Origin of the sequence: Pseudomonas sp. YY-1, from assembly GCF_002843095.1 — a bacterium.
Classification (GTDB): Bacteria; Pseudomonadota; Gammaproteobacteria; order Pseudomonadales; family Pseudomonadaceae; genus Aquipseudomonas; species Aquipseudomonas sediminis_A.
Window position 1 is genome coordinate 65,501 of record NZ_PJLX01000019.1, and the last position, 18,368, is coordinate 83,868.

An 18,368-nucleotide genomic window follows, 5' to 3' on the forward strand; every position below is an offset into this window, starting at 1 on the left:
GAGCCTCCTGTTCAGCGTTCGCGCCGACGTTCGATGGCCGTCAGGCGGTTACCCTCGAAGCGCAGGATGCTGAGCATGCCGTTGCTCGGGCCGTATACCCACTCCTCGATCATGTACTCGCGGCGGTCATAGGAGCCCAGGGTGTAGCCGACCGGATCGCGGTGCACCGGCGCGCCACATTTGCGTTCCACCTCGAACGGACGGTCGCCAAGGCTGACCAGGGCGCTGCCGCAGCGTAGCGTGTCGGCCTGCGCAGTAGCGCTGAGCAGGCCGGCAGTCAGGGTGGCAAGCGTGATGATGGATAAGCTGCGCATGATCATTGGCTGTCCAGGTGCAGGGTGGTGAGCACGCGGCCGTCGGCTTCGGGTTCACCCAGGTTGGCATCGATCAGGTAGACGCGTTCATCGTACAACCCGCCTTGTTCAACCAGATAATCCTTGATCGTTGCAGCGCGTTGCTGAGCCAGTTGGCGCAACAACAGCTTGCTTTGAGCCCAGGAGTCCAACACCGCCGTGCGCATGTTCTGCTGGCGTTGCTCCTTGTCCAGTTCGGCCCATTCGGCCGGCGGCTGTTGCTTGAGGCGGGTGCGATAGATGCCTTCGAGCAGAGCGGCTTGTTCGTCTTCGGCGACCGTCAGCTCATCGGGACTGGCTGGCACCCGGTCACCACGGCGTTGCAGTACCTTGTACCAGGTTTCGCGAAATTCGCGCTGCAGACGCTGTTCGGCCAATAACGGGCCATCGGCACTCTGTGCGGCCTGGCCTTCCACCTCCAGGCGCAGATTGGGGCGTTCCCCCAGCGCTTTGGCCAGCGTGTCCAGTGCCTGGCGCGCGTCACCCTCAAGCTCTGCAGAGCCGGCGGCGAACGGCACGGTGCTGAGGTCGACGTTACCGCCGCCGACCAGCCCGGCGATGAATTTGAACGGCGCCTGGGCTGTGCGCAGCACCAGGTTGCGCAGGGTCTGCCAGACGATGGGCATGACACTGAACTCGGGATTGTTGAGGTCGCCCTTGACCGGCAGCTCGATGGCGATGCGCCCCTGAGTGTCTTTGAGCAGGGCGACTGCCAGGCGAATCGGCAGGTCCACGGCGTCCGGGCTGTCGACTCGCTCGCCCAGTTGCAGGTTCTCCACCAGTACCTTGTTCTCGGCGTTGAGCTGGCCTTTCTCGATGCGGTAGTGCAGGTCGAGGTTGAGGCGGCCCTTGCGGATGCGATAACCGGCGAATTTGCCGGAGTAGGGCGTGATGGTGGTCAGCTCGACATTCTTGAAGCTGGTGGCGATATCCAGACTGTTCAGCGGGTCGAAAGGTGTCAGCTTGCCCTTGATGCTCATCGGCGCGTAGCGGTCGACCTTACCCTGGATATCGACGCTGGCGGCTTGCGGCTTCTGATTGTCGAGTACGCCGATGCGCCCGTTCATCTGCTGAACGGCGGTGGCGAAGCTGGGGGTCAGGCTGAAGTCGGCGAAGTTGGCCGAGCCGTCATTGATGGTTACACCACCGATGCGGATCGCCAGCGGCTCACCCGCATCGGCCTTGCTCTCGTTCGGCGACGCCGGCTGCGGCACGATCAGCTCGCTGACGTTAGTGGTCAGGTTCTCGTTGATCACGAAGCGTGCGTAGGGCTGATCCAGTTCGACGCGCTCGATGGCCAGACTTTGACCATGGCGATAGTCGATGCCGCCCACCCGTACCTGCTTCCAGCGTACGAAATCGCGTTCGCGCAGGGTGTCCAGGGTGTGCAGCTGATCGACCCTGGCGCTGCCGGTGACGCTGAGCGCCAGCGGCTCGGTGCTCTTGAGCTGCACGTCGAGATCACTGCCGAGCAGGCCGCTGCGCAGTTCCAGGCGAATGAAGGGGCTCAGATAGGCCTGCGCCAGACGCAGATCGATGTCCTGCGTGGCGACCTTGAGTTGAGCGCTGGTTGGGCTCAGTTGTACGTTGCCGGCCGCCTGCAGCTTGCCCTGTTTGCCGAGACCGCTATCGAGCCTGAGGTCGAAAGGTTTGTCGCCGAGACTGTCGAAATTCTTCAGATCCAGGTTCAGTGGGCCGACCTCCACTGCCACTTCCTGCTGCGGTACGCGGTCGGCCAGGTGAGCCTTGTAGTCGCGTAGCTGCACATCTTGCAGCAGCACTTGCCAGGGCTTGCTATCGCCGGCTTGCGACGTTGGCTCGGCCGTCTCGCTACTGACGCTTTCGGGTTTGGCGAACAGCTTCTGCCAATCCAGCTGGCCGTCGGCTTCGCGCGCCGCCCAGGCTTCGAGGCCCTGGCTAAGCACCTGGCCGATCACCACCTGCTGCTTGGCCAGGTCAAAACTGGTGTTGTCGATATCCAGGCGTTGCAGGCGTAACAGCGGTTTGCCTTGCGGATCGTCGATGGCGAAGGGGGCCAACTGCACCTTGACCTTGCTCAGTTGCAGCTCGGTACCGCTGGAGAGGTCGAGGCGATAGTCGCTGCTGAGGTCGACCTGGCCTTCTTTCAGCACCAACGGCAAGGCATCCCGCACGTAAGGCCAGAAGGTGCTCAGGCGGCCATCGCTGATGCTCAGACTGCCGCTGGAGGTGATGGGCGTCAGGCTGACCTGGCCGCGCCAGTCGATCTGCAAGCCGTGCGGGCCACTGGCGGTCATGGTCATTTCGGCGTTGTCACCGGCCAGGGTGCTGAGGTTGTGCAATTCCAGATCGAGCGCGTCATAGGCGAATTCCACGGCCTCGCTCGGGCGCAGGTCCTGGAAGCGCAGTGACTTCTCACGCAGACGGATGCTGTCGATGCGCAGCGGGAAGGGCTCGCTGCTCTCTGTCTTGGGTTCCGCCTGGCTTTCCGGCAGGTTGAACAACTGGGTGAGATTGAGCGTACCGTCTTTGGCGAAGAGTATTTCAGTGCGCGCACCGTCAAGCTCGACGTCACTCAGGTGCAAGGCACCGCTCCACAGGCTGTCACTTTGCAAGTTGGCGTAGAGGCGCTGGAAGCTCACTTGCTCCTGGCCACTCTCGCCGATACGCAGGCCCCAGAGGCTCAGCTCGAGCGTGAAGGGGTTGAGCTGCACGCGCTGCAGCGAGGCGGGCACCGTGCTGTACTGCGCCAACTGCTGATTGGCGACACGCAGGGCGATGCCCGGCAGAATCAGAAAGCCGATCAGGCTGTAGAGGAAAACGGTGATCAACAGTGCGCTCAGCGCGCGCTTCAGTCCTTTGGGCATGGCTTGGCGTCATCTATCCAGACGAGGAGACGACTTGGAGTATGGCACGGCGGTTCGGTTCCGGTCGTTATCGCTGCAGTCAGATTGCGTGCCGGCCGAGCTTCAAAGCTGCAGGATCAGGGTTTTCAGCGGCGGTTTGGCGTCATGCGAAGGGAAGTCCGGTGCCGGTGCGATGACCTGGCAATCCTGCACTGGGCGGCCGAGTTTCTCGGCGCAGCGAAGCACTTGGGCGCGCCAGTCGCTCATCTCCACTTTTGCCAGGTTGTTGCAGCACACCAGGGTGCCGCCTTCGGCAGTGGCCAGCAGAGCTGGCTTGAGCAGACTCTGGTAATCACGCAGCAGATCGACCGTACCGAAGGCACTCTTGGCCCAGGCTGGCGGGTCGAGGAACACAAGATCGAACTGACGCGGTTGCAGGCGCGGGTAACTCGGCAGTTTTTGCCCGCGTCGGCTGCTGATCGGTAGATCGGCCAACTGACGAATCGCCGGGAAGTAATCGGACTGGATGAACTGCATGGCGGGCAACTCGGGGTTGAGCGCACCGTTTTCGCGGCCCACGGCGAGGTTGCCCTGGGCGAAGTCGAGGTTGGTCACCTCGCGTGCGCTACCCGCTGCGGCGCACAGGCCGACGCCGCAGGTGTAGGCGAACAGGTTGAGCACGGACTTGTCGGCGCTGTTGGCCTTGACCCAGCCGCGGGCGTTGCGCAGGTCGAGAAACAGCAGCGGGTCCTGTCCGGCATGCCGGCCGCGTACGCGGTAATTCAGCCCCCATTCGTGGCCGACCATATCCTCCAGCGCTGCCTCGTCGGCCTGGAACAGGGTTGGGTCGCGATCGATCCGCGAATTGCCCTTGGAGCGGTCGTTGTAGACCAGGAGCAGCGGCTGACCCAGATGAGTTTCGACGTTGCCGACGATGCTGTGTAGCTCGCTGGCCTCAAGTGGTTGATGAAAACTCTGTACCAGCAACTGCGGGCCGTAGCGGTCCACGGTCAGGCCAGGCGCGCCTTCCTGGCTACCGTGGAACAGTCGGTAGCAGTCGGTGCCTTGGGCGTGCAGGTCTGCGAGGAGGTTTTCGCGAGCAGCGAGGGCGGCGCGCAGCGCCTGGTCAAGAGAAGGCATGCGCGGCGTCTCGGAGAAAGGGAGGCGCAAGTTTATCAAGAAAAGCCGCGGGGGATGGACGTGGGTCGGTGGCCTACAGGCGCGGCGCTAAACGACGCTGGGCGCGCTGCGCTGCACTGTTACGAATCGCCCAGCGCAGCAGCGTGGCGGTGCGTTGCACGCTGCTGCGAATCAGCGGACGGCGCCAGGGCGCCTGGTGTTCGCCGAGCAGGTCGCTGGCCCATTCCGGCAGCAGGTCTACACCGGCCTGCATCATCAGATTGCCGAAGGGTTTGGCGAGAATATTGGGCATCGGTGCGGCATACAGCAGCCGCACCACTTCGCGGGTTCGCGCGTCACACAGCAATTGCGGGCGCATGCGCTGGAGGTAGTCGCTGATGGCCTGGCGCGATTTAGGGACGTCCTGCGCGCCGAGGCGTTCGGCGATCAATGCCACTTCGCGGTAGTAACGATGCTGTTCGGCCACCGGCAGTTGCGGGTCGACGTAGCGCAGGTAGCCGGCGAGAAACTGGCTGACCTCGGAGACATGCACCCAGGTTAGCAGCTCGGGGTCGCTGGCGGCATAGGGGCGACCGTCCGGCGCGCTGCCGACCACCTGAAGGTGGATGCGGCGCACCTTGTCGATCAATTGCTCGGCATCGTGCAGGCCACCATAGGTGGTGCCGGCGATGAACAGGCTGGTGCGGCGCAGGCGGCCGAGCATGTCCTGGCGAAAGGTAGAGTGATCCCACACCCCGGCCAAGGCCAGCGGGTGGAGCATCTGCAGGAGCAGGGCGGAGATGCCGCCGACCATCATCGCAGTGAAGTCAGCGTGGACTTTCCAGACCATCGACTCGGGGCCGAACAGCCCGGCATCACCGTGCGGCTGATCGAGGTCGAGCACGCCCAGCGAGGCGCCGGTGAGGCTGTGCACCTGTTTTTCGATTTGTCTGCGTAGGGTTTCCATGGCGCGCAGTTTCGGCGCTTGGCTGGCGCAAGACAAGATGAGCCCGGCCCTTTCGGGCCGGGCGGAGGGTCAGCGGTTGAGACGCTGATCGATCAGGCTGTCGACCACGCTGGGGTCGGCCAGGGTCGAGGTGTCGCCCATGTTTTCCAGCTCGTTGCAGGCGATCTTGCGCAGGATGCGGCGCATGATCTTGCCTGAGCGGGTCTTGGGCAGGCCCGGTGCCCACTGGACCAGTTCCGGCTTGGCGAAACTGCCGATCTCCTTGCCGACCAGGGTCAGCAGATCCTTCTTCAGCTCGTCGGAAGGCTCCTGGCCATTCATCAGGGTGACGTAGGCATAGATGCCCTGGCCCTTCACGTCGTGCGGGTAGCCGACCACTGCCGCTTCGGCCACGGCATCGTGCAGCACCAGTGCGCTCTCCACTTCGGCGGTACCGATGCGGTGGCCGGATACGTTGATCACGTCATCCACGCGGCCGGTGATCCAGTAGTAGCCGTCCTCGTCGCGGCGTGCGCCGTCACCGGTGAAGTAGTAGCCGGGGTAAGGCTTGAAGTAGGTATCGATCATGCGTTGATGATCGCCGTAGACGCTGCGGATCTGGCTCGGCCAACTCGCCTTGATGGCCAGTACGCCGCTGCCGGGGCCATCGATCTCCTTGCCCTGTTCGTCGAGCAGCACCGGTTGTACGCCGAAGAACGGACGGGTGGCCGAGCCGGGCTTGAGGTCGGTGGCGCCAGGCAGCGGAGTGATCAGGATGGAGCCTGTTTCGGTCTGCCACCAAGTGTCGACGATGGGGCAGCGGCTATCGCCCACCACATGAAAGTACCACTCCCAGGCTTCCGGGTTGATCGGCTCGCCCACCGTGCCGAGCAGGCGCAGGCTGCTACGCGACGTGCTCTTGACCGGGGCTTGACCCTCGCGCATCAGTGCACGCAGGGCGGTCGGTGCGGTGTAGAAGGTGTTGACCTGGTGCTTGTCGATCACCTGCCAGAAGCGCGAAGCGTCCGGGTAGTTGGGCACGCCTTCGAACATCAGAGTGGTGGCAGCGTTGGCCAGTGGGCCGTAGACGATGTAGCTGTGCCCGGTAACCCAGCCGACATCGGCGGTGCACCAGTAGATGTCGCCCTCGTGGTAGTCGAACACGTACTTGTGGGTCATCGCTGCGCCGAGCAGGTAGCCGCCAGTGGTGTGCAGCACGCCCTTGGGTTTCCCGGTGGAACCCGAGGTGTAGAGGATGAACAGCGGATCCTCGGCGTCCATCGGCTCGGCCGGGCAGTCGGCATCGACTTCCTTCAGCGCCTGGTGGTACCAGAGATCACGACCTTCCACCCAGGCGATATCGCCCTGAGTGCGTTCGACTACCACCACGGTGGAGACGTCCGGGCAGCTTTGCAGGGCCTTGTCGACGTTGGCCTTCAAGGGGATGTACTTGCCGCCGCGCACGCCTTCGTCGGCGGTGATCACTGCACGGCAGTCGGCATCGAGGATGCGGTCGCGCAGGGCATCCGGAGAGAAACCGCCGAACACCACCGAATGCACCGCACCGATACGCGCGCAGGCGAGCATGGCGTAGGCTGCTTCGGGAATCATCGGCATGTAGATGCACACCCGGTCGCCTTTCTTTACGCCACGGCCCTTGAGCACGTTGGCCAGTCGGCTGACGTTGTGGTGCAGCTTGTTGTAGGTGATGTGTGCCGACTCGGCCGGGTTGTCACCTTCCCAGATGATGGCGATCTGTTCGCCGCGCTTTTCCAGGTGGCGATCAATGCAGTTGTAGGCAACGTTGAGTTGGCCGCCCTTGAACCATTCGGCGTGGCCTTGTTTCAGGTCGCTGGTATGCACCTTGTCCCAGGGTTTGAACCAGTCCAGAAAGGTCTTGGCCTGCTCGCCCCAGAAGGTCTCGGGTTGCTCGACGGACTGTTGATACAGGCGCAGATAAGCATCGTTATCCAGGTGTGCGCGCTGACGTACCGCGTCGGCCACGGGGTGGCGGGTGATCTCGAACATGGCGGGCTCCTTGTAATTGTTTGTCCGCAACAATCACAAGGGTGCACCCAAGCAGGCGCTTGGTTCAAGGGGCGATATTCGACGCAAGAGCGGCTGCGCGCCGTGAACACTGCCCGGCGCTTGGCCCCGGGCAGCGTCAGACGCGTGCATCAGCCGCGATGATGTTCGCGGAAATGAGCGATCAGGCCCTGGGTCGATGCATCCGATGCACTGCCATCGAGCTGGCCGGTCAGGCGCTGATAAACCTCCTTGCCCATCTCCTTGCCCAGCTCCACGCCCCACTGGTCAAAGGCATTGATGCCCCAGATGGCGCTCTGCACGAAGACCTTGTGCTCGTAAAGGGCAACCAGCGCGCCCAGCTCGAACGGTGCGATGCGGTTCATCACCAGGATGTTGCTCGGGCGATTGCCGGGGATCACCTTGTGCGGCGCCAGGCGCTGTACGTCGGCCTCGGCCATGCCCTTGGCGCGCAGTTCGGCCTCGGCCTCCTCACGCGTCTTGCCCTGCATCAGCGCCTGGGCCTGCGACAGGCAGTTGGCGAACAACCACTGGTGATGGTCGGACAATGGGTTGTAGCTGTTGACCGGAACGATGAAGTCCGCCGGTACCAGCAGGCGGCCCTGGTGCAACAACTGGTGGTAAGCATGCTGGCCGTTGCAGCCGACACCGCCCCAGATGATCGGCCCCGTGGCGATGTCCAGCGCGCTGCCATCCTGGCGCACGCTCTTGCCGTTGGACTCCATGTCCAACTGCTGCAGGTGCTTGGTGAAGTTACGCAGGTAATGGTCGTAGGGCAGGATGGCGTGGCTCTGCGCGTCCCAGAAATTGGTGTACCAGATGCCCAGCAGGGCCATCAGCACCGGCATGTTCTCGGCCAGGGGTGCCTGGGTGAAGTGCTGGTCCATGGCGTAGGCACCGGCCAGCAGTTCCTTGAAGTTGGACACGCCGATGGCCAGGGCGATGGGCAGGCCAATGGCCGACCACAGCGAGTAGCGGCCGCCGACCCAGTCCCACATGGGGAAGATGTTCTCTTCGCCGATACCGAACTCGATGGCAGCCTTGCGGTTGCTGGTTACGGCGATGAAATGGCGGTGCAGCTCTTCTTCCGGGCCGCCCATGGCCAGGTACCAGTCGCGCGCGGCCAGGGTGTTCTTCAGGGTTTCCAGGGTGCCGAAGGACTTGCTGGAAACGATGAACAGGGTAGTTTCCGGGTTGAGGCGGGCGGTCAGTTCGCGGAATTCGCTGCCGTCGATATTGGCCAGGTAGTGGCAGCGCACACCGCGTTGGGTGAACGGACGTAGTGCTTCGGAAACCAGTTGCGGGCCGAGGAAGGAGCCGCCAATGCCGATGTTGACCACTTCCTTGATCGGTTTTTCGCTGTAGCCGCGCCACAGGCCGCTGTGAATGCGACTGACCAGCTCGGTGACCTGGTTCAGGACGCGATGGACCTCGGGAATGATGTCATGGCCGTCGACCAGCAGGCGGCGGCCAATCGGGCTGCGCAGGGCGGTATGCAGCGCGGCGCGGCCTTCCGAAGCGTTGACCTGTTCGCCGTGGTACAGGCTGGCGATGGACTCCTGCAGACCGGCCTGCTCGGCCAGTTGAATCAGCAGATCGAGGCCGTGCTCATCGATCAGGTTCTTCGAGTAATCCAGCAGCAGCCCGCAGCTGTCGAGGGAAAAGCGCTGGTAGCGCCGTGCGTCTGCAGCGAAGGCTTCGCGCATGCTGAAACCGGCCATCTCGGCGCGATGCTGCTGCAGGGCCTGCCAGGCGGGCAGGGTGGTGACGTCTTGAGGCTGCTGGTAATAGGCCATCGGAGCTCCTGGTCCACAAAAGCAAAAGGCCCGGATCGATCCGGGCCTTTGAGAGTGTAACCGGCTGCCTTTGCGGGCAGCTACTGGCGTGGCAGTTCAACCACCAGATTATCGATCAGGCGGGTGCTACCCAGCTGTGCAGCAGTCAGCACCACCAGGTGATGATCGTCGAGCTGGGCCGGGCGCAGGTTCACCGCGTTACGGATCTCCAGGTAATCGGGGATGAAGCCAGCACCACGTTGCTGCGCCTGGGCACTGTCGATAAGCCGTGCGTAATCGCGAGCGCCACGCTGCAGCTCTTCGGCGATCGCTTGCAGGCCTCGATACAGCGCGGGGGCGGCGGCGCGTTGCTCCTCGCTGAGGTAGCCGTTGCGCGAGGACAGCGCAAGGCCGTCCTCGGCGCGTTGAGTTGGCGCACCGATAATCTGGATCGGCATGTTCAGGTCCTGCACCAGTGCGCGGATCACTGCCAGTTGCTGATAGTCCTTCTCGCCGAACACGGCCAGATCAGGCTGGACCATGTTGAACAGCTTGGTCACCACCGTCGCGACGCCCTCGAAATGCCCCGGACGACTGGCGCCGCAGAGGCCTTCGGAAACACCGGGAACGATGACGCGGGCCTGGTCACCCATGCCGTGCGGGTAGATTTCCGCGACATCGGGGTGAAACAGCAGGTGGCAGCCGGCCGCCAGCAGTTTCTCCTGGTCGGCGGCGAGGGTGCGCGGATAGGTGTCCAGATCTTCACCGGCGCCAAACTGCAGTGGGTTGACGAAGATGCTGGCAACCACGAAATCGGCGCGTTGGGCGGCGATCTGTACCAGCGAAACGTGGCCCGCGTGCAGATTGCCCATGGTCGGCACGAAACCGATTTGCTTGCCCTCGGCCCGTGCCTGAGCGATGGCTGCGCGCAGCTCGCGCAGGGTCTTCACCGTGGTCATGCGGAAAACCCATGTTCGGCAGCCGGAAAGCTGCCGTCTTTGACGGCCTGTACGTAAGCGCTGAAGGCGCCCTGAATGCTGCTCTGGCCCTCCATGAAGTTACGCACGAACTTCGGCGAACGACCGGACAGCGACAGCCCGAGCATGTCGTGCTTGACCAGCACCTGGCCATCGGTGGCGCTGCCTGCGCCGATGCCGATCACCGGAATCTTCACCGCCTGGGTGATTTCCGCGGCCAGCTCGCTCGGTACGCATTCGAGCAGCAGCATGGCCGCACCGGCCTGCTCCAGTGCCATGGCGTCGGCACGCATCTGCCGCGCCTGCGCTTCCTGGCGGCCCTGAACCTTGTAGCCGCCGAGAATGTTCACCGCTTGTGGGGTCAGGCCCAGATGCGCGCACACCGGTACGCCGCGCTCGGCCAGCAGACGGATTGGCTCGGCCAGCCAGCCAGCACCTTCCAGTTTGACCATGTGCGCGCCGGCCTGCATCAGCTTGGCGCTGTTGTGCAGAGCCTGCTCGGTGGTGGCATAGGCCATGAATGGCAGATCGGTGACGATCAGTGCGCCCTGGTTGCCGCGTTTGACGCAGGCGGTGTGGTAGGCCATTTCCTCGACGCTGACCGGCAGGGTGCTGTCGTGGCCCTGCAGGACCATGCCCAGGGAGTCGCCGACCAGCAATACGTCGACACCCGCCTGGCAGGCCGCATGGGCGTAGGTGGCGTCATAGCAGGTCAGCATGGCGATCTTTTCACCGTTCTGCTTGAGGCTCTGCAGGGTGGTCAGGGTAACGTCAGGCATTTCAAAGGTCCTCGCTCAGGCTCGGTATACCGCTTCTATCTGGCTGCAATCCGGCCTGGATTGGCATCAAAGGTGCGCCCGGCGCTGGGCGACGGGACGCCTATAGTCCTGATGGGGGGGCGTGAAGTCAATTGCAGGTGTTACCGCTCTGTTACTGGCGTTACCGCCAATGCCCGTGGCGAACGGCCGAGCTAGAGCTGGCGCGGGCTTGCGGCGGGTAGCAGGCGCAGAACAAGGTGAAGGTGGCTGGCGCTTGCTCGGGCGTCACTCCGGCAGGCGCTCCAGGCCGGTGAAGGGGCAGGCTTCGAGCAATGCATTGAGGCTGCGGCCGTCTGGCAACTGCAGCTCTGCGGCCAGCTCGGCCAGCGGGTAGAGCACGAAGGGCCGCGCGTGCATGTGGTAGTGCGGCACGGTCAGGCGCTCGTCGTCGATCAGGCGCTCACCGAACAGCAGGATATCCAGGTCCAGTGTGCGCGGTCCCCAGCGTTCGGCCTTGCGCACGCGACCCTGCTCCTGCTCGATGCGTTGCAGCGCGTCGAGCAATTGCCAGGGTTCCAGCGCGGTATCCAGCGCTGCCACGGCGTTGACGTAACGCGGTTGATCCGCCGGGCCCAGGGGGTCGCTGATGTAGAACGACGAGTGCGCCTGCAAGCGGCTGTGCGGCAACTGGGCGATAGCATGCAAGGCCGCGCGTAGCTGTTGCAGCGGCTCGGCCAGGTTGCTGCCAAGGCCGATGTAAACCCGCTCCATCATTCGCCGCCGCTTTCGTCGCTGCGCTTACGCCGATTGTTGTTGCTGCGGCGACGTTTGCGTGGCGCGGCGCCGGTGCTTTCGCCTTTGCCAGCGAGGTCGCGAATCATCTGCCGGCGCTCACTGTCGTTGGCGTCTTGATAGTCCGTCCACCATTCGCCCAGGCCTCCGGTGTCTTCCCCGGCCAGTTCGCGCAGCAGGAGGAAGTCATAGCCGGCGCGGAAACGCGGGTTCTCCAGCAGCAGATCGGCACGCTTGCCGCTGCGTCGCGGCAGGCGCTCCTGCATGTCCCAGATTTCGCGAATCGGGATGGTGAAGCGCTTGGGCACAGCAATGCGCTGGCATTGCTCGGCGATCAGTTCGTGGGCGGCTTCCTGCATGGCCGGAATCGGCGGCATGCCTTTGCTCTGCAACTGCAGTACGCGGGCCGGCAGGGCAGGCCACAACAGTGCGGCGAAGAGGAAGGCCGGCGTAACTGACTTGCCATCGTGGATGCGGTCGTCGGTGTTGATCAGCGCCTGGCGAATCAGCTTCTCGGTGTACTGCGGGTTCTGCTTGAGCGCTGCGCCGCTGGCCGGGAAAAGTTGAGCGAACAGGTCGTGCTCGAGCAGCAGGTCAAAGGTGTATTCGGCGTAACCGGCGAGGAACAGCTTGAGCACTTCGTCGAACAGGCGTGCCGAGGGAATGTCGCGCAGCATCGGCGCCAGACGGCGAATCGGCGCGGCGCTGTGCTTCTCGATATCGAAATCCAGCTTGGCGGCGAAACGCACCGCACGCAGCATGCGCACCGGGTCTTCCAGGTAACGCTGCTCAGGGTCGCCGATCAGGCGTACCTGATGGTTGCGCACATCGTGCATGCCGCGGGCGTAGTCGAGGATGTGCTCCTGGGTTGGATCGTAGTACAGCGCGTTGATGGTGAAGTCGCGGCGCTGTGCATCGTCTTCCAGAGTGCCGTAGACGTTGTCGCGCAGGATGCGGCCGCTTTCGTTGCGTGCCGCCTGGTTGCTGTTTTCCTCTTCCTCGCCTTGTGGGTGGTTGGCGCGGAAGGTAGCGACTTCGATGATCTCGCGGCCGAAATGCACGTGAACCAGCTTGAAGCGGCGGCCGATCACCCGGGCGTTACGGAATTCGGCACGCACCTGCTCGGGCGTGGCGCTGGTTGCGACGTCGAAATCCTTGGGGTCGATATCCAGCAGCAGGTCGCGAACGCAACCACCGACCAGATAGGCCTGGTAGCCGGCCTTCTGCAGGCGCTCGACCACGCTGATGGCGTGACGGCTGATCTCGTTGCGCTTGAGCGGATGTTGGCTGCTGCTCAGCACTTCGGGAGTGCTGCGTGGGCGTGGGGCACGGCGCAGAGGTGAGTGGAAAGATTTGAACAGCTTTTTCAGCATGGGATGCACTGTTTGGAGTAGTGGTCGGCCTGCTGCGCATGCGCTTGAAAATCGAATTGCGTGGGCATCACGGCGTTAAAAGCAGTTTGCTTTGGCAAGGTTTTTCAACTGCATGCGAAACGATGACCGCATGATTGCTGCGGATTCTAGCATCGTGTAGGGAGAAGGTGTGTAGAAGGGCGGCAGGCGGGGATCTGAGGACCGGAAGCTACTGGGGGAGCCGAAGCTCCCCCCCAAGTTGGTGCGTGCTCTGTTTTTATTGTTATTGAGGGCCTGTTGTTTTTGTTGTTTGGCCCTTCCCGGCTTGCCGTGGCTTACCGGGTGCTCCCCAGAGAGGGGAGCCAATAGCAAACGGATTTCTTTGGACGCTGATGCTGCCTTAATCAACCAGTTCTGGCGCTGCCTTGAAGCAGTTTTATTGTTCTCAGCCTGGTCGCTGGGGCGAACCCCTCGCGGCAACTCCTCTCCAAAAGAATCAGTTAGCTGCGCCTCCGTACCTTGTTGTTTTTGTTGTTCTGGAGTCGTTACGTCTTGTTCTTATTGTGTAGGGCATTGCTTGTTATTGTTGTTGTGCCAGAGATAAAGCAGATGCCGTGCCAGTTTTTGTGATTCCTTGTAAATCAAGGGCTTGCGGCATTCGTGGGTGTTCGGTGGGGGATAAAAAGGCCGGGTTTTCGTTACCGATAGACCCGGCCTTTGTTACGAGATATTGAAACGGTAACAACCTGTGGAACCCGTGTGCGGGCAGGTTGTCACCGTCGCCGTGCCGTCAAGGGCCGCTGGTCACACCGGATTTGCGTCGCGGAATGCCCAGGCGCTGGCGGCGTTCCCACAGGCATTTGCGACTGATGCCCAGCTTGCGCGCCAGCTCGGTCTCGGTCATGTGATCCTGGTGCTCGAGGACGAAGTGCTGGAAGTAATCCTCCAGTGACAGGTCCTCGGTCGGCTCGTGACTGTTGCCACTGCTCTGCCCGGCCACTGCTGGCAGGCCGAAGTCCTCGTCATCCAGATCGTCCAGCTCGATATCGATGCCCAGCAGGTCGGCGGAAATTTCCGCACCCTCGCAGAGAATCACTGCGCGCTCGATGGCGTTTTCCAGTTCGCGCACGTTACCCGGCCATGGGTAGTGGCGGATCGCTTGCTCGGCATCATGAGCGAAACGCAACGGCTCGCGGCCCATGCGGGTGTACTGACGCACCAGGAAGGCCTGGGCGATCTCGATCACGTCGCTACCGCGCTCGCGCAGCGCTGGCAGCTTGAGGGCGATGACGTGCAGGCGGTAATAGAGGTCTTCACGGAATTGGCCGGTCTTGGCCAGGGTCTTCAGGTCGCGGTGAGTGGCGGCAATCAGGCGCACGTCCACTTTCTGTGACTGCACCGAGCCGACCCGGCGAATCTCGCCTTCCTGCAGCACGCGCAGCAGGCGCGCCTGGGCTTCCAGCGGCAGTTCGCCAATCTCGTCGAGAAACAGCGTGCCACCGTCGGCCGCTTCCACCAGACCAGCGCGCCCGGCGCTGGCGCCGGTGAAGGCGCCTTTTTCGTGGCCGAACAGCTCGGACTCGATCAGGGTTTCCGGAATGGCGGCGCAGTTCACCGAAATCAGCGGTGCCTTGGCGCGCTTGGACAGGTTGTGCAGGGCGCGTGCAACCAGCTCCTTGCCAGTGCCGGACTCACCCTGCACCAGCACATTGGAGTCGGTGGGGGCGACCTTGCGAATCTTGCTGTAGAGCTCCTGCATGGCGGCGCAGGAGCCGATGATGCCGATCTCGCCATTGGCGTTATCCACCACCTTCTCGGCATTGCCACTGCGTGCGCTGTTACCGGTGGCTGGCGCGGGTGCGCTCTTGGCTTCCTGGCGGTCGCGCAGGATGCGAGCGACCGCCTGCAGCATCTCGTCATGGTCGAAGGGTTTGGCAATGTAATCGACCGCGCCCATCTTCATCGAGTCCACCGCCGAGCGCAGGCTGGCGTAGCTGGTCATGATCAGCACCGGAGTACCTTCGCCCAGTTTGATCAACTCGGTACCTGGCGCGCCAGGCAGACGCAGGTCGCTGACGATCAGGTCGAAGGTGGGAATGCTGTAGCGCTCCTGGGCTTCCTGTACCGAGCCAGCTTCGCTGACCTGGTACTGATTGCGTTCGAGCAGGCGGCGCAAGGCAGAGCGGATAATGGTTTCGTCTTCGACGATAAGAATATGTGGCATCAATTCGGTCTCTCGACGGTCACGGAGGTGCCATGGGCAGCCTCTCTCGCTGTTTACATCGCTACGGACGTCGCCTCGACATGCCTCGGTAGGGTGACCCGAATTCGAGTGCCCAATTGGCGCTCGGGGTCAGCCGGGCTGTCGATTGTTATCTGTCCATAATGCTCTTCCACGATCGAATAGACCAGCGCGAGGCCCAGGCCGGTCCCTTCGCCAGGGTCCTTGGTGGTGAAGAAGGGCTCGAACAGGCGGTCGATGATCGCCTTGGGAATACCGCTGCCCTCGTCCTCGACGATCAGGTCTACGGTGTGCTCGCTGGCTTCGCTGCGTACGCGGATGGCGCCGCCGGGAGGCGAGGCGTCACGGGCGTTGGACAGCAGGTTGATCAGCACCTGGGCCAGGCGCTGCGGATCGCCGCAGGCCCAGTGCTGCGGATCGCACAGGTTGTAGAACTGGATATCGAAGTTGCGCTTGTTCAGCGACAGCAGACCGATGGCGTCCTGCGCCACATCGGCCAGGCACACCGGCTCGTCGCTGCGCTGGTGGCTGCCGGAGTGGGCGAAGCTCATCAGCGATTGGACGATGCGTGACACGCGCTTGGTCTGTTCGAGAATCTGCCCGCTGATTTCGGTCAGCTCGGCGTCGGTCTCACGTTCCTCGCGCAGGTTCTGCGCCAGGCAGGCGATACCGGTGATCGGGTTGCCGATCTCGTGGGCGACGCCCGCAGCGAGACGGCCGATGCTGGCCAGGCGCTCGGAGTGCACCAGTTTGTCTTCGAGCATCTGCGTTTCGGTCTGGTCCTCGACCAGCAGCACCAGGCCGCTGTTACCGGGTGCCAGTGGCTCGTTGATGGCCGCCTTGTGCAGGTTGAGCCAGCGGATCTGGCCATCGAGCGCCAGGTGCTGTTTATGCAGGTGCTGGTCGGGGCGTTCGATGAAGTCCTGCAGCAGGCTCTGCCAGGGTTCGCTCAGGGTGCTCAGGCGTGAGCCGACGATGCGTTGTGCGGGGATGTCGGTGAGTTCTTCCATGGCCCGATTCCACATCAGGATCTCCTGGTCCTTGGCCAGCGAGCACACCCCCATCGGCAACTCCTGCAGGGTCTGGCGGTGGTAGCGGCGCAGCGCATCGAGCTCGGCGGCCAGGCCGGTAAGGCGCGACTGGTAGTCCTCCAGGCGGCTTTCGATGAAGTGGATGTCCTCGGTGACGTAGCCCTCGGTGCCGGACTTGTAGGGCAGGAAGGTTTCCACGATGTCCTGCGCCACGCTCGGGCCCATCAGACCGGAGAGGTTGGCCTCGATTCGGTCGCGCAGGCGGCGCAGGGCATAGGGACGGCTTTCGTCGAAGGGCAGGTGCAGGTCACGCAGAGCCTGTTCCACCTCGCGCTGTGCGGTCTTGGCGCCAAGCGGCTTGGCCAGTTGCGCGGCGAAGTCCTGCGGCGAGTCGGCGACCAGCTCGCGCCGTTGCGGGCGGCGCACGTTGTCCACCGCGCAGGCTTCGGCGGCGCTCTTCTCCTCGGGGCTGGCGTCGGTGAACAGCGATACCAGGGTGAACACCAGCACGTTGGCGGCGAGCGAAGCAATGGCCGCCAGGTGCCAGCTGGCATCGTCGAGCACATAGATGACGTTGAACAGCGGCAGGTAGAAACCTTCCAGATTGCCCAGCAGCGGCAACAGCATGGTCAGCGCCCAGACGCTGATGCCGGCCAGCAGGCCGGCGAGGAAGCCGCGGCGATTGGCCGTCTGCCAATACAGCACCGAGAGCACGCCGGGCAGGAACTGCAGGGTGGCGACGAAGGCGACGATGCCCAGGTTGGCCAGATCCTGCTGCGCACCGAGCAGCAGGTAGAAGCCGTAGCCGGCCATGATGATGAAGGCGATCAGCGCGCGGCGCGTCCACTTCAGCCAGCGGTAGATGTTGCCTTCGGCTGGGGGCTGGTACAGCGGCAGCACTAGGTGATTCAGCGCCATGCCGGACAGTGCCAGGGTCGAGACGATGATCAGGCCGCTGGAGGCCGACAGCCCACCGACATAAGCCAATAACGCCAGGGTTTCACTGTTGACCGCGATCCCCAGGCCCAGAGTGAAGTACTCGGGGTTGGTGGTTGCGCCGAGCTTGAGACCCGCCCAGAGAATCAGCGGCACCGCCAGGCTCATCAGCAACAGGAACAGCGGCAGGCCCCAGCTGGCACTGACCATGGCGCGCGGGTTGAGGTTCTCGGTGAAGGTCATGTGGTACATGTGCGGCATGACGATGGCCGAAGCGAAGAACACCAGCAGCAGGGTGCGCCACGGGCCTTCCTGCAGCGGTGTGTGCAGGGTCGACAGCGCGGCCTGGTTTTGCACCAGCCACAGCTCCAGCTCACGTGGGCCGCCGAATACCTGATACAGCGCGTACCAGCCAATGACGCCCAGCGCGACCAACTTGACCAGGGACTCGAAGGCGATGGCGAACACCAGGCCCTCGTGCTTCTCGCGGGTGGCGATATGGCGCGCGCCGAACAGGATGGTGAACAGGATGATCAGGCCGCAGTAGCTCAGCGCGACCTTTTCCTGCAATGGTTCGCGGCTGAGGATGCCGATGGAGTCGGCCACCGCCTGGATCTGCAGGGCCAACAGCGGCAGCACACCGATCAGCATGAACAGCGTGGTCAGGGCGCCGGCCCAGGTGCTGCGAAAGCGAAAGGCGAACAGGTCGGCCAGCGATGACAACTGGTAGGTGCGGGTGATGCGCAGGATCGGGTAGAGCAGCACCGGCGCCAACAGGAAGGCCCCGGATACGCCGAGGTAACTGGCCAGGAAGCCGTAACCATACTGGTAGGCCAGACCCACCGTGCCATAGAAGGCCCAGGCGCTGGCGTAGACGCCAAGTGACAGGGTGTAGGTCAGTGGATGGCGGATGATCCAGCGGGGGATAAGGCCGTGTTCACTGACCCAGGCGACACCGAACAGCACCAGCAGATAGCCGGCGCTGATCAGGATCAGTTCGCTCAGGCTAAAGCTCGTCAGCATCGCGTTGGCTCTGAAGGATGAAGGTAACGACGATCAGGATCAGCCACAGCAGATAAGGCCGATACCAGGCGCCATTGGGGTCGATCCACCAGTCCATGATGGCCGGTGAGAACAGGTAGATCCCCACTACCAGGATCAGAACCAGTCGGTAGATATACATGTGACATCTCGTCGAAAGATGCCGCGATGGTAA

The 18,368-nt window shown here is 63.2% G+C and carries 13 protein-coding genes; all 13 read right to left on the reverse strand.

Annotation, left to right across the window (positions count from 1 at the left end; genetic code table 11):
- Positions 1–11: 11 nt before the first annotated feature.
- Positions 12–320 carry a DUF2845 domain-containing protein gene (locus CXP40_RS21625; protein WP_106735394.1) on the reverse strand — a complete coding sequence of 103 codons (309 nt, stop codon included), beginning with the start codon at positions 318–320 and terminating at the stop codon, positions 12–14.
- On the reverse strand, positions 317–3,199 hold the full coding sequence (locus CXP40_RS21630; protein ID WP_106735395.1) for a DUF748 domain-containing protein: 2,883 nt from the start codon (positions 3,197–3,199) through the stop codon (positions 317–319). The genes CXP40_RS21625 and CXP40_RS21630 overlap by 4 nt, the downstream gene beginning before the upstream one ends.
- A gap of 102 nt (positions 3,200–3,301) precedes the next feature.
- Positions 3,302–4,318, reverse strand: coding sequence for a class I SAM-dependent rRNA methyltransferase (locus CXP40_RS21635; protein ID WP_106735396.1), 1,017 nt, complete (start codon positions 4,316–4,318; stop codon positions 3,302–3,304).
- Positions 4,319–4,391: 73 nt separating this feature from the next.
- Positions 4,392–5,264: an oxygenase MpaB family protein gene (locus CXP40_RS21640; protein ID WP_106735397.1), complete on the reverse strand. Its 873-nt coding sequence runs from the start codon at positions 5,262–5,264 to the stop codon at positions 4,392–4,394.
- A gap of 69 nt (positions 5,265–5,333) precedes the next feature.
- On the reverse strand, positions 5,334–7,271 hold the full coding sequence (gene acs, locus CXP40_RS21645) for an acetate--CoA ligase (RefSeq protein WP_106735398.1): 1,938 nt from the start codon (positions 7,269–7,271) through the stop codon (positions 5,334–5,336).
- A gap of 149 nt (positions 7,272–7,420) precedes the next feature.
- Positions 7,421–9,085 (reverse strand): glucose-6-phosphate isomerase, encoded by a 1,665-nt coding sequence (gene pgi / locus CXP40_RS21650; RefSeq protein ID WP_106735399.1) that lies wholly within the window; start codon positions 9,083–9,085, stop codon positions 7,421–7,423.
- 80 nt (positions 9,086–9,165) lie between these two features.
- Entirely contained in the window at positions 9,166–10,023 is an 858-nt protein-coding gene (gene panC / locus CXP40_RS21655; protein ID WP_106735400.1) for a pantoate--beta-alanine ligase, read from the reverse strand.
- Positions 10,020–10,820: a 3-methyl-2-oxobutanoate hydroxymethyltransferase gene (gene panB / locus CXP40_RS21660; RefSeq protein WP_106735401.1), complete on the reverse strand. Its 801-nt coding sequence runs from the start codon at positions 10,818–10,820 to the stop codon at positions 10,020–10,022. Before panB ends, panC begins: the two co-directional genes overlap by 4 nt.
- 264 nt (positions 10,821–11,084) lie before the next feature.
- The gene (folK, locus tag CXP40_RS21665) at positions 11,085–11,573 is read right to left on the reverse strand and encodes a 2-amino-4-hydroxy-6-hydroxymethyldihydropteridine diphosphokinase (RefSeq protein WP_106735402.1); all 489 of its coding nucleotides are present in this window, start codon (positions 11,571–11,573) and stop codon (positions 11,085–11,087) included.
- Entirely contained in the window at positions 11,570–12,964 is a 1,395-nt protein-coding gene (locus CXP40_RS21670; RefSeq protein ID WP_106735403.1) for a polynucleotide adenylyltransferase PcnB, read from the reverse strand. The genes folK and CXP40_RS21670 overlap by 4 nt, the downstream gene beginning before the upstream one ends.
- 769 nt (positions 12,965–13,733) lie before the next feature.
- Entirely contained in the window at positions 13,734–15,167 is a 1,434-nt protein-coding gene (locus CXP40_RS21675; RefSeq protein WP_106735404.1) for a sigma-54 dependent transcriptional regulator, read from the reverse strand.
- A 53-nt stretch (positions 15,168–15,220) separates the two neighbouring features.
- Positions 15,221–18,175 (reverse strand): sensor histidine kinase, encoded by a 2,955-nt coding sequence (locus CXP40_RS21680; protein WP_106735405.1) that lies wholly within the window; start codon positions 18,173–18,175, stop codon positions 15,221–15,223.
- A complete protein-coding gene (locus CXP40_RS21685) occupies positions 18,159–18,335 on the reverse strand; it encodes a hypothetical protein (RefSeq protein ID WP_003244646.1) in 177 nt (58 codons plus the stop codon). The genes CXP40_RS21680 and CXP40_RS21685 overlap by 17 nt, the downstream gene beginning before the upstream one ends.
- Between the last annotated feature and the right edge of the window lie 33 nt (positions 18,336–18,368).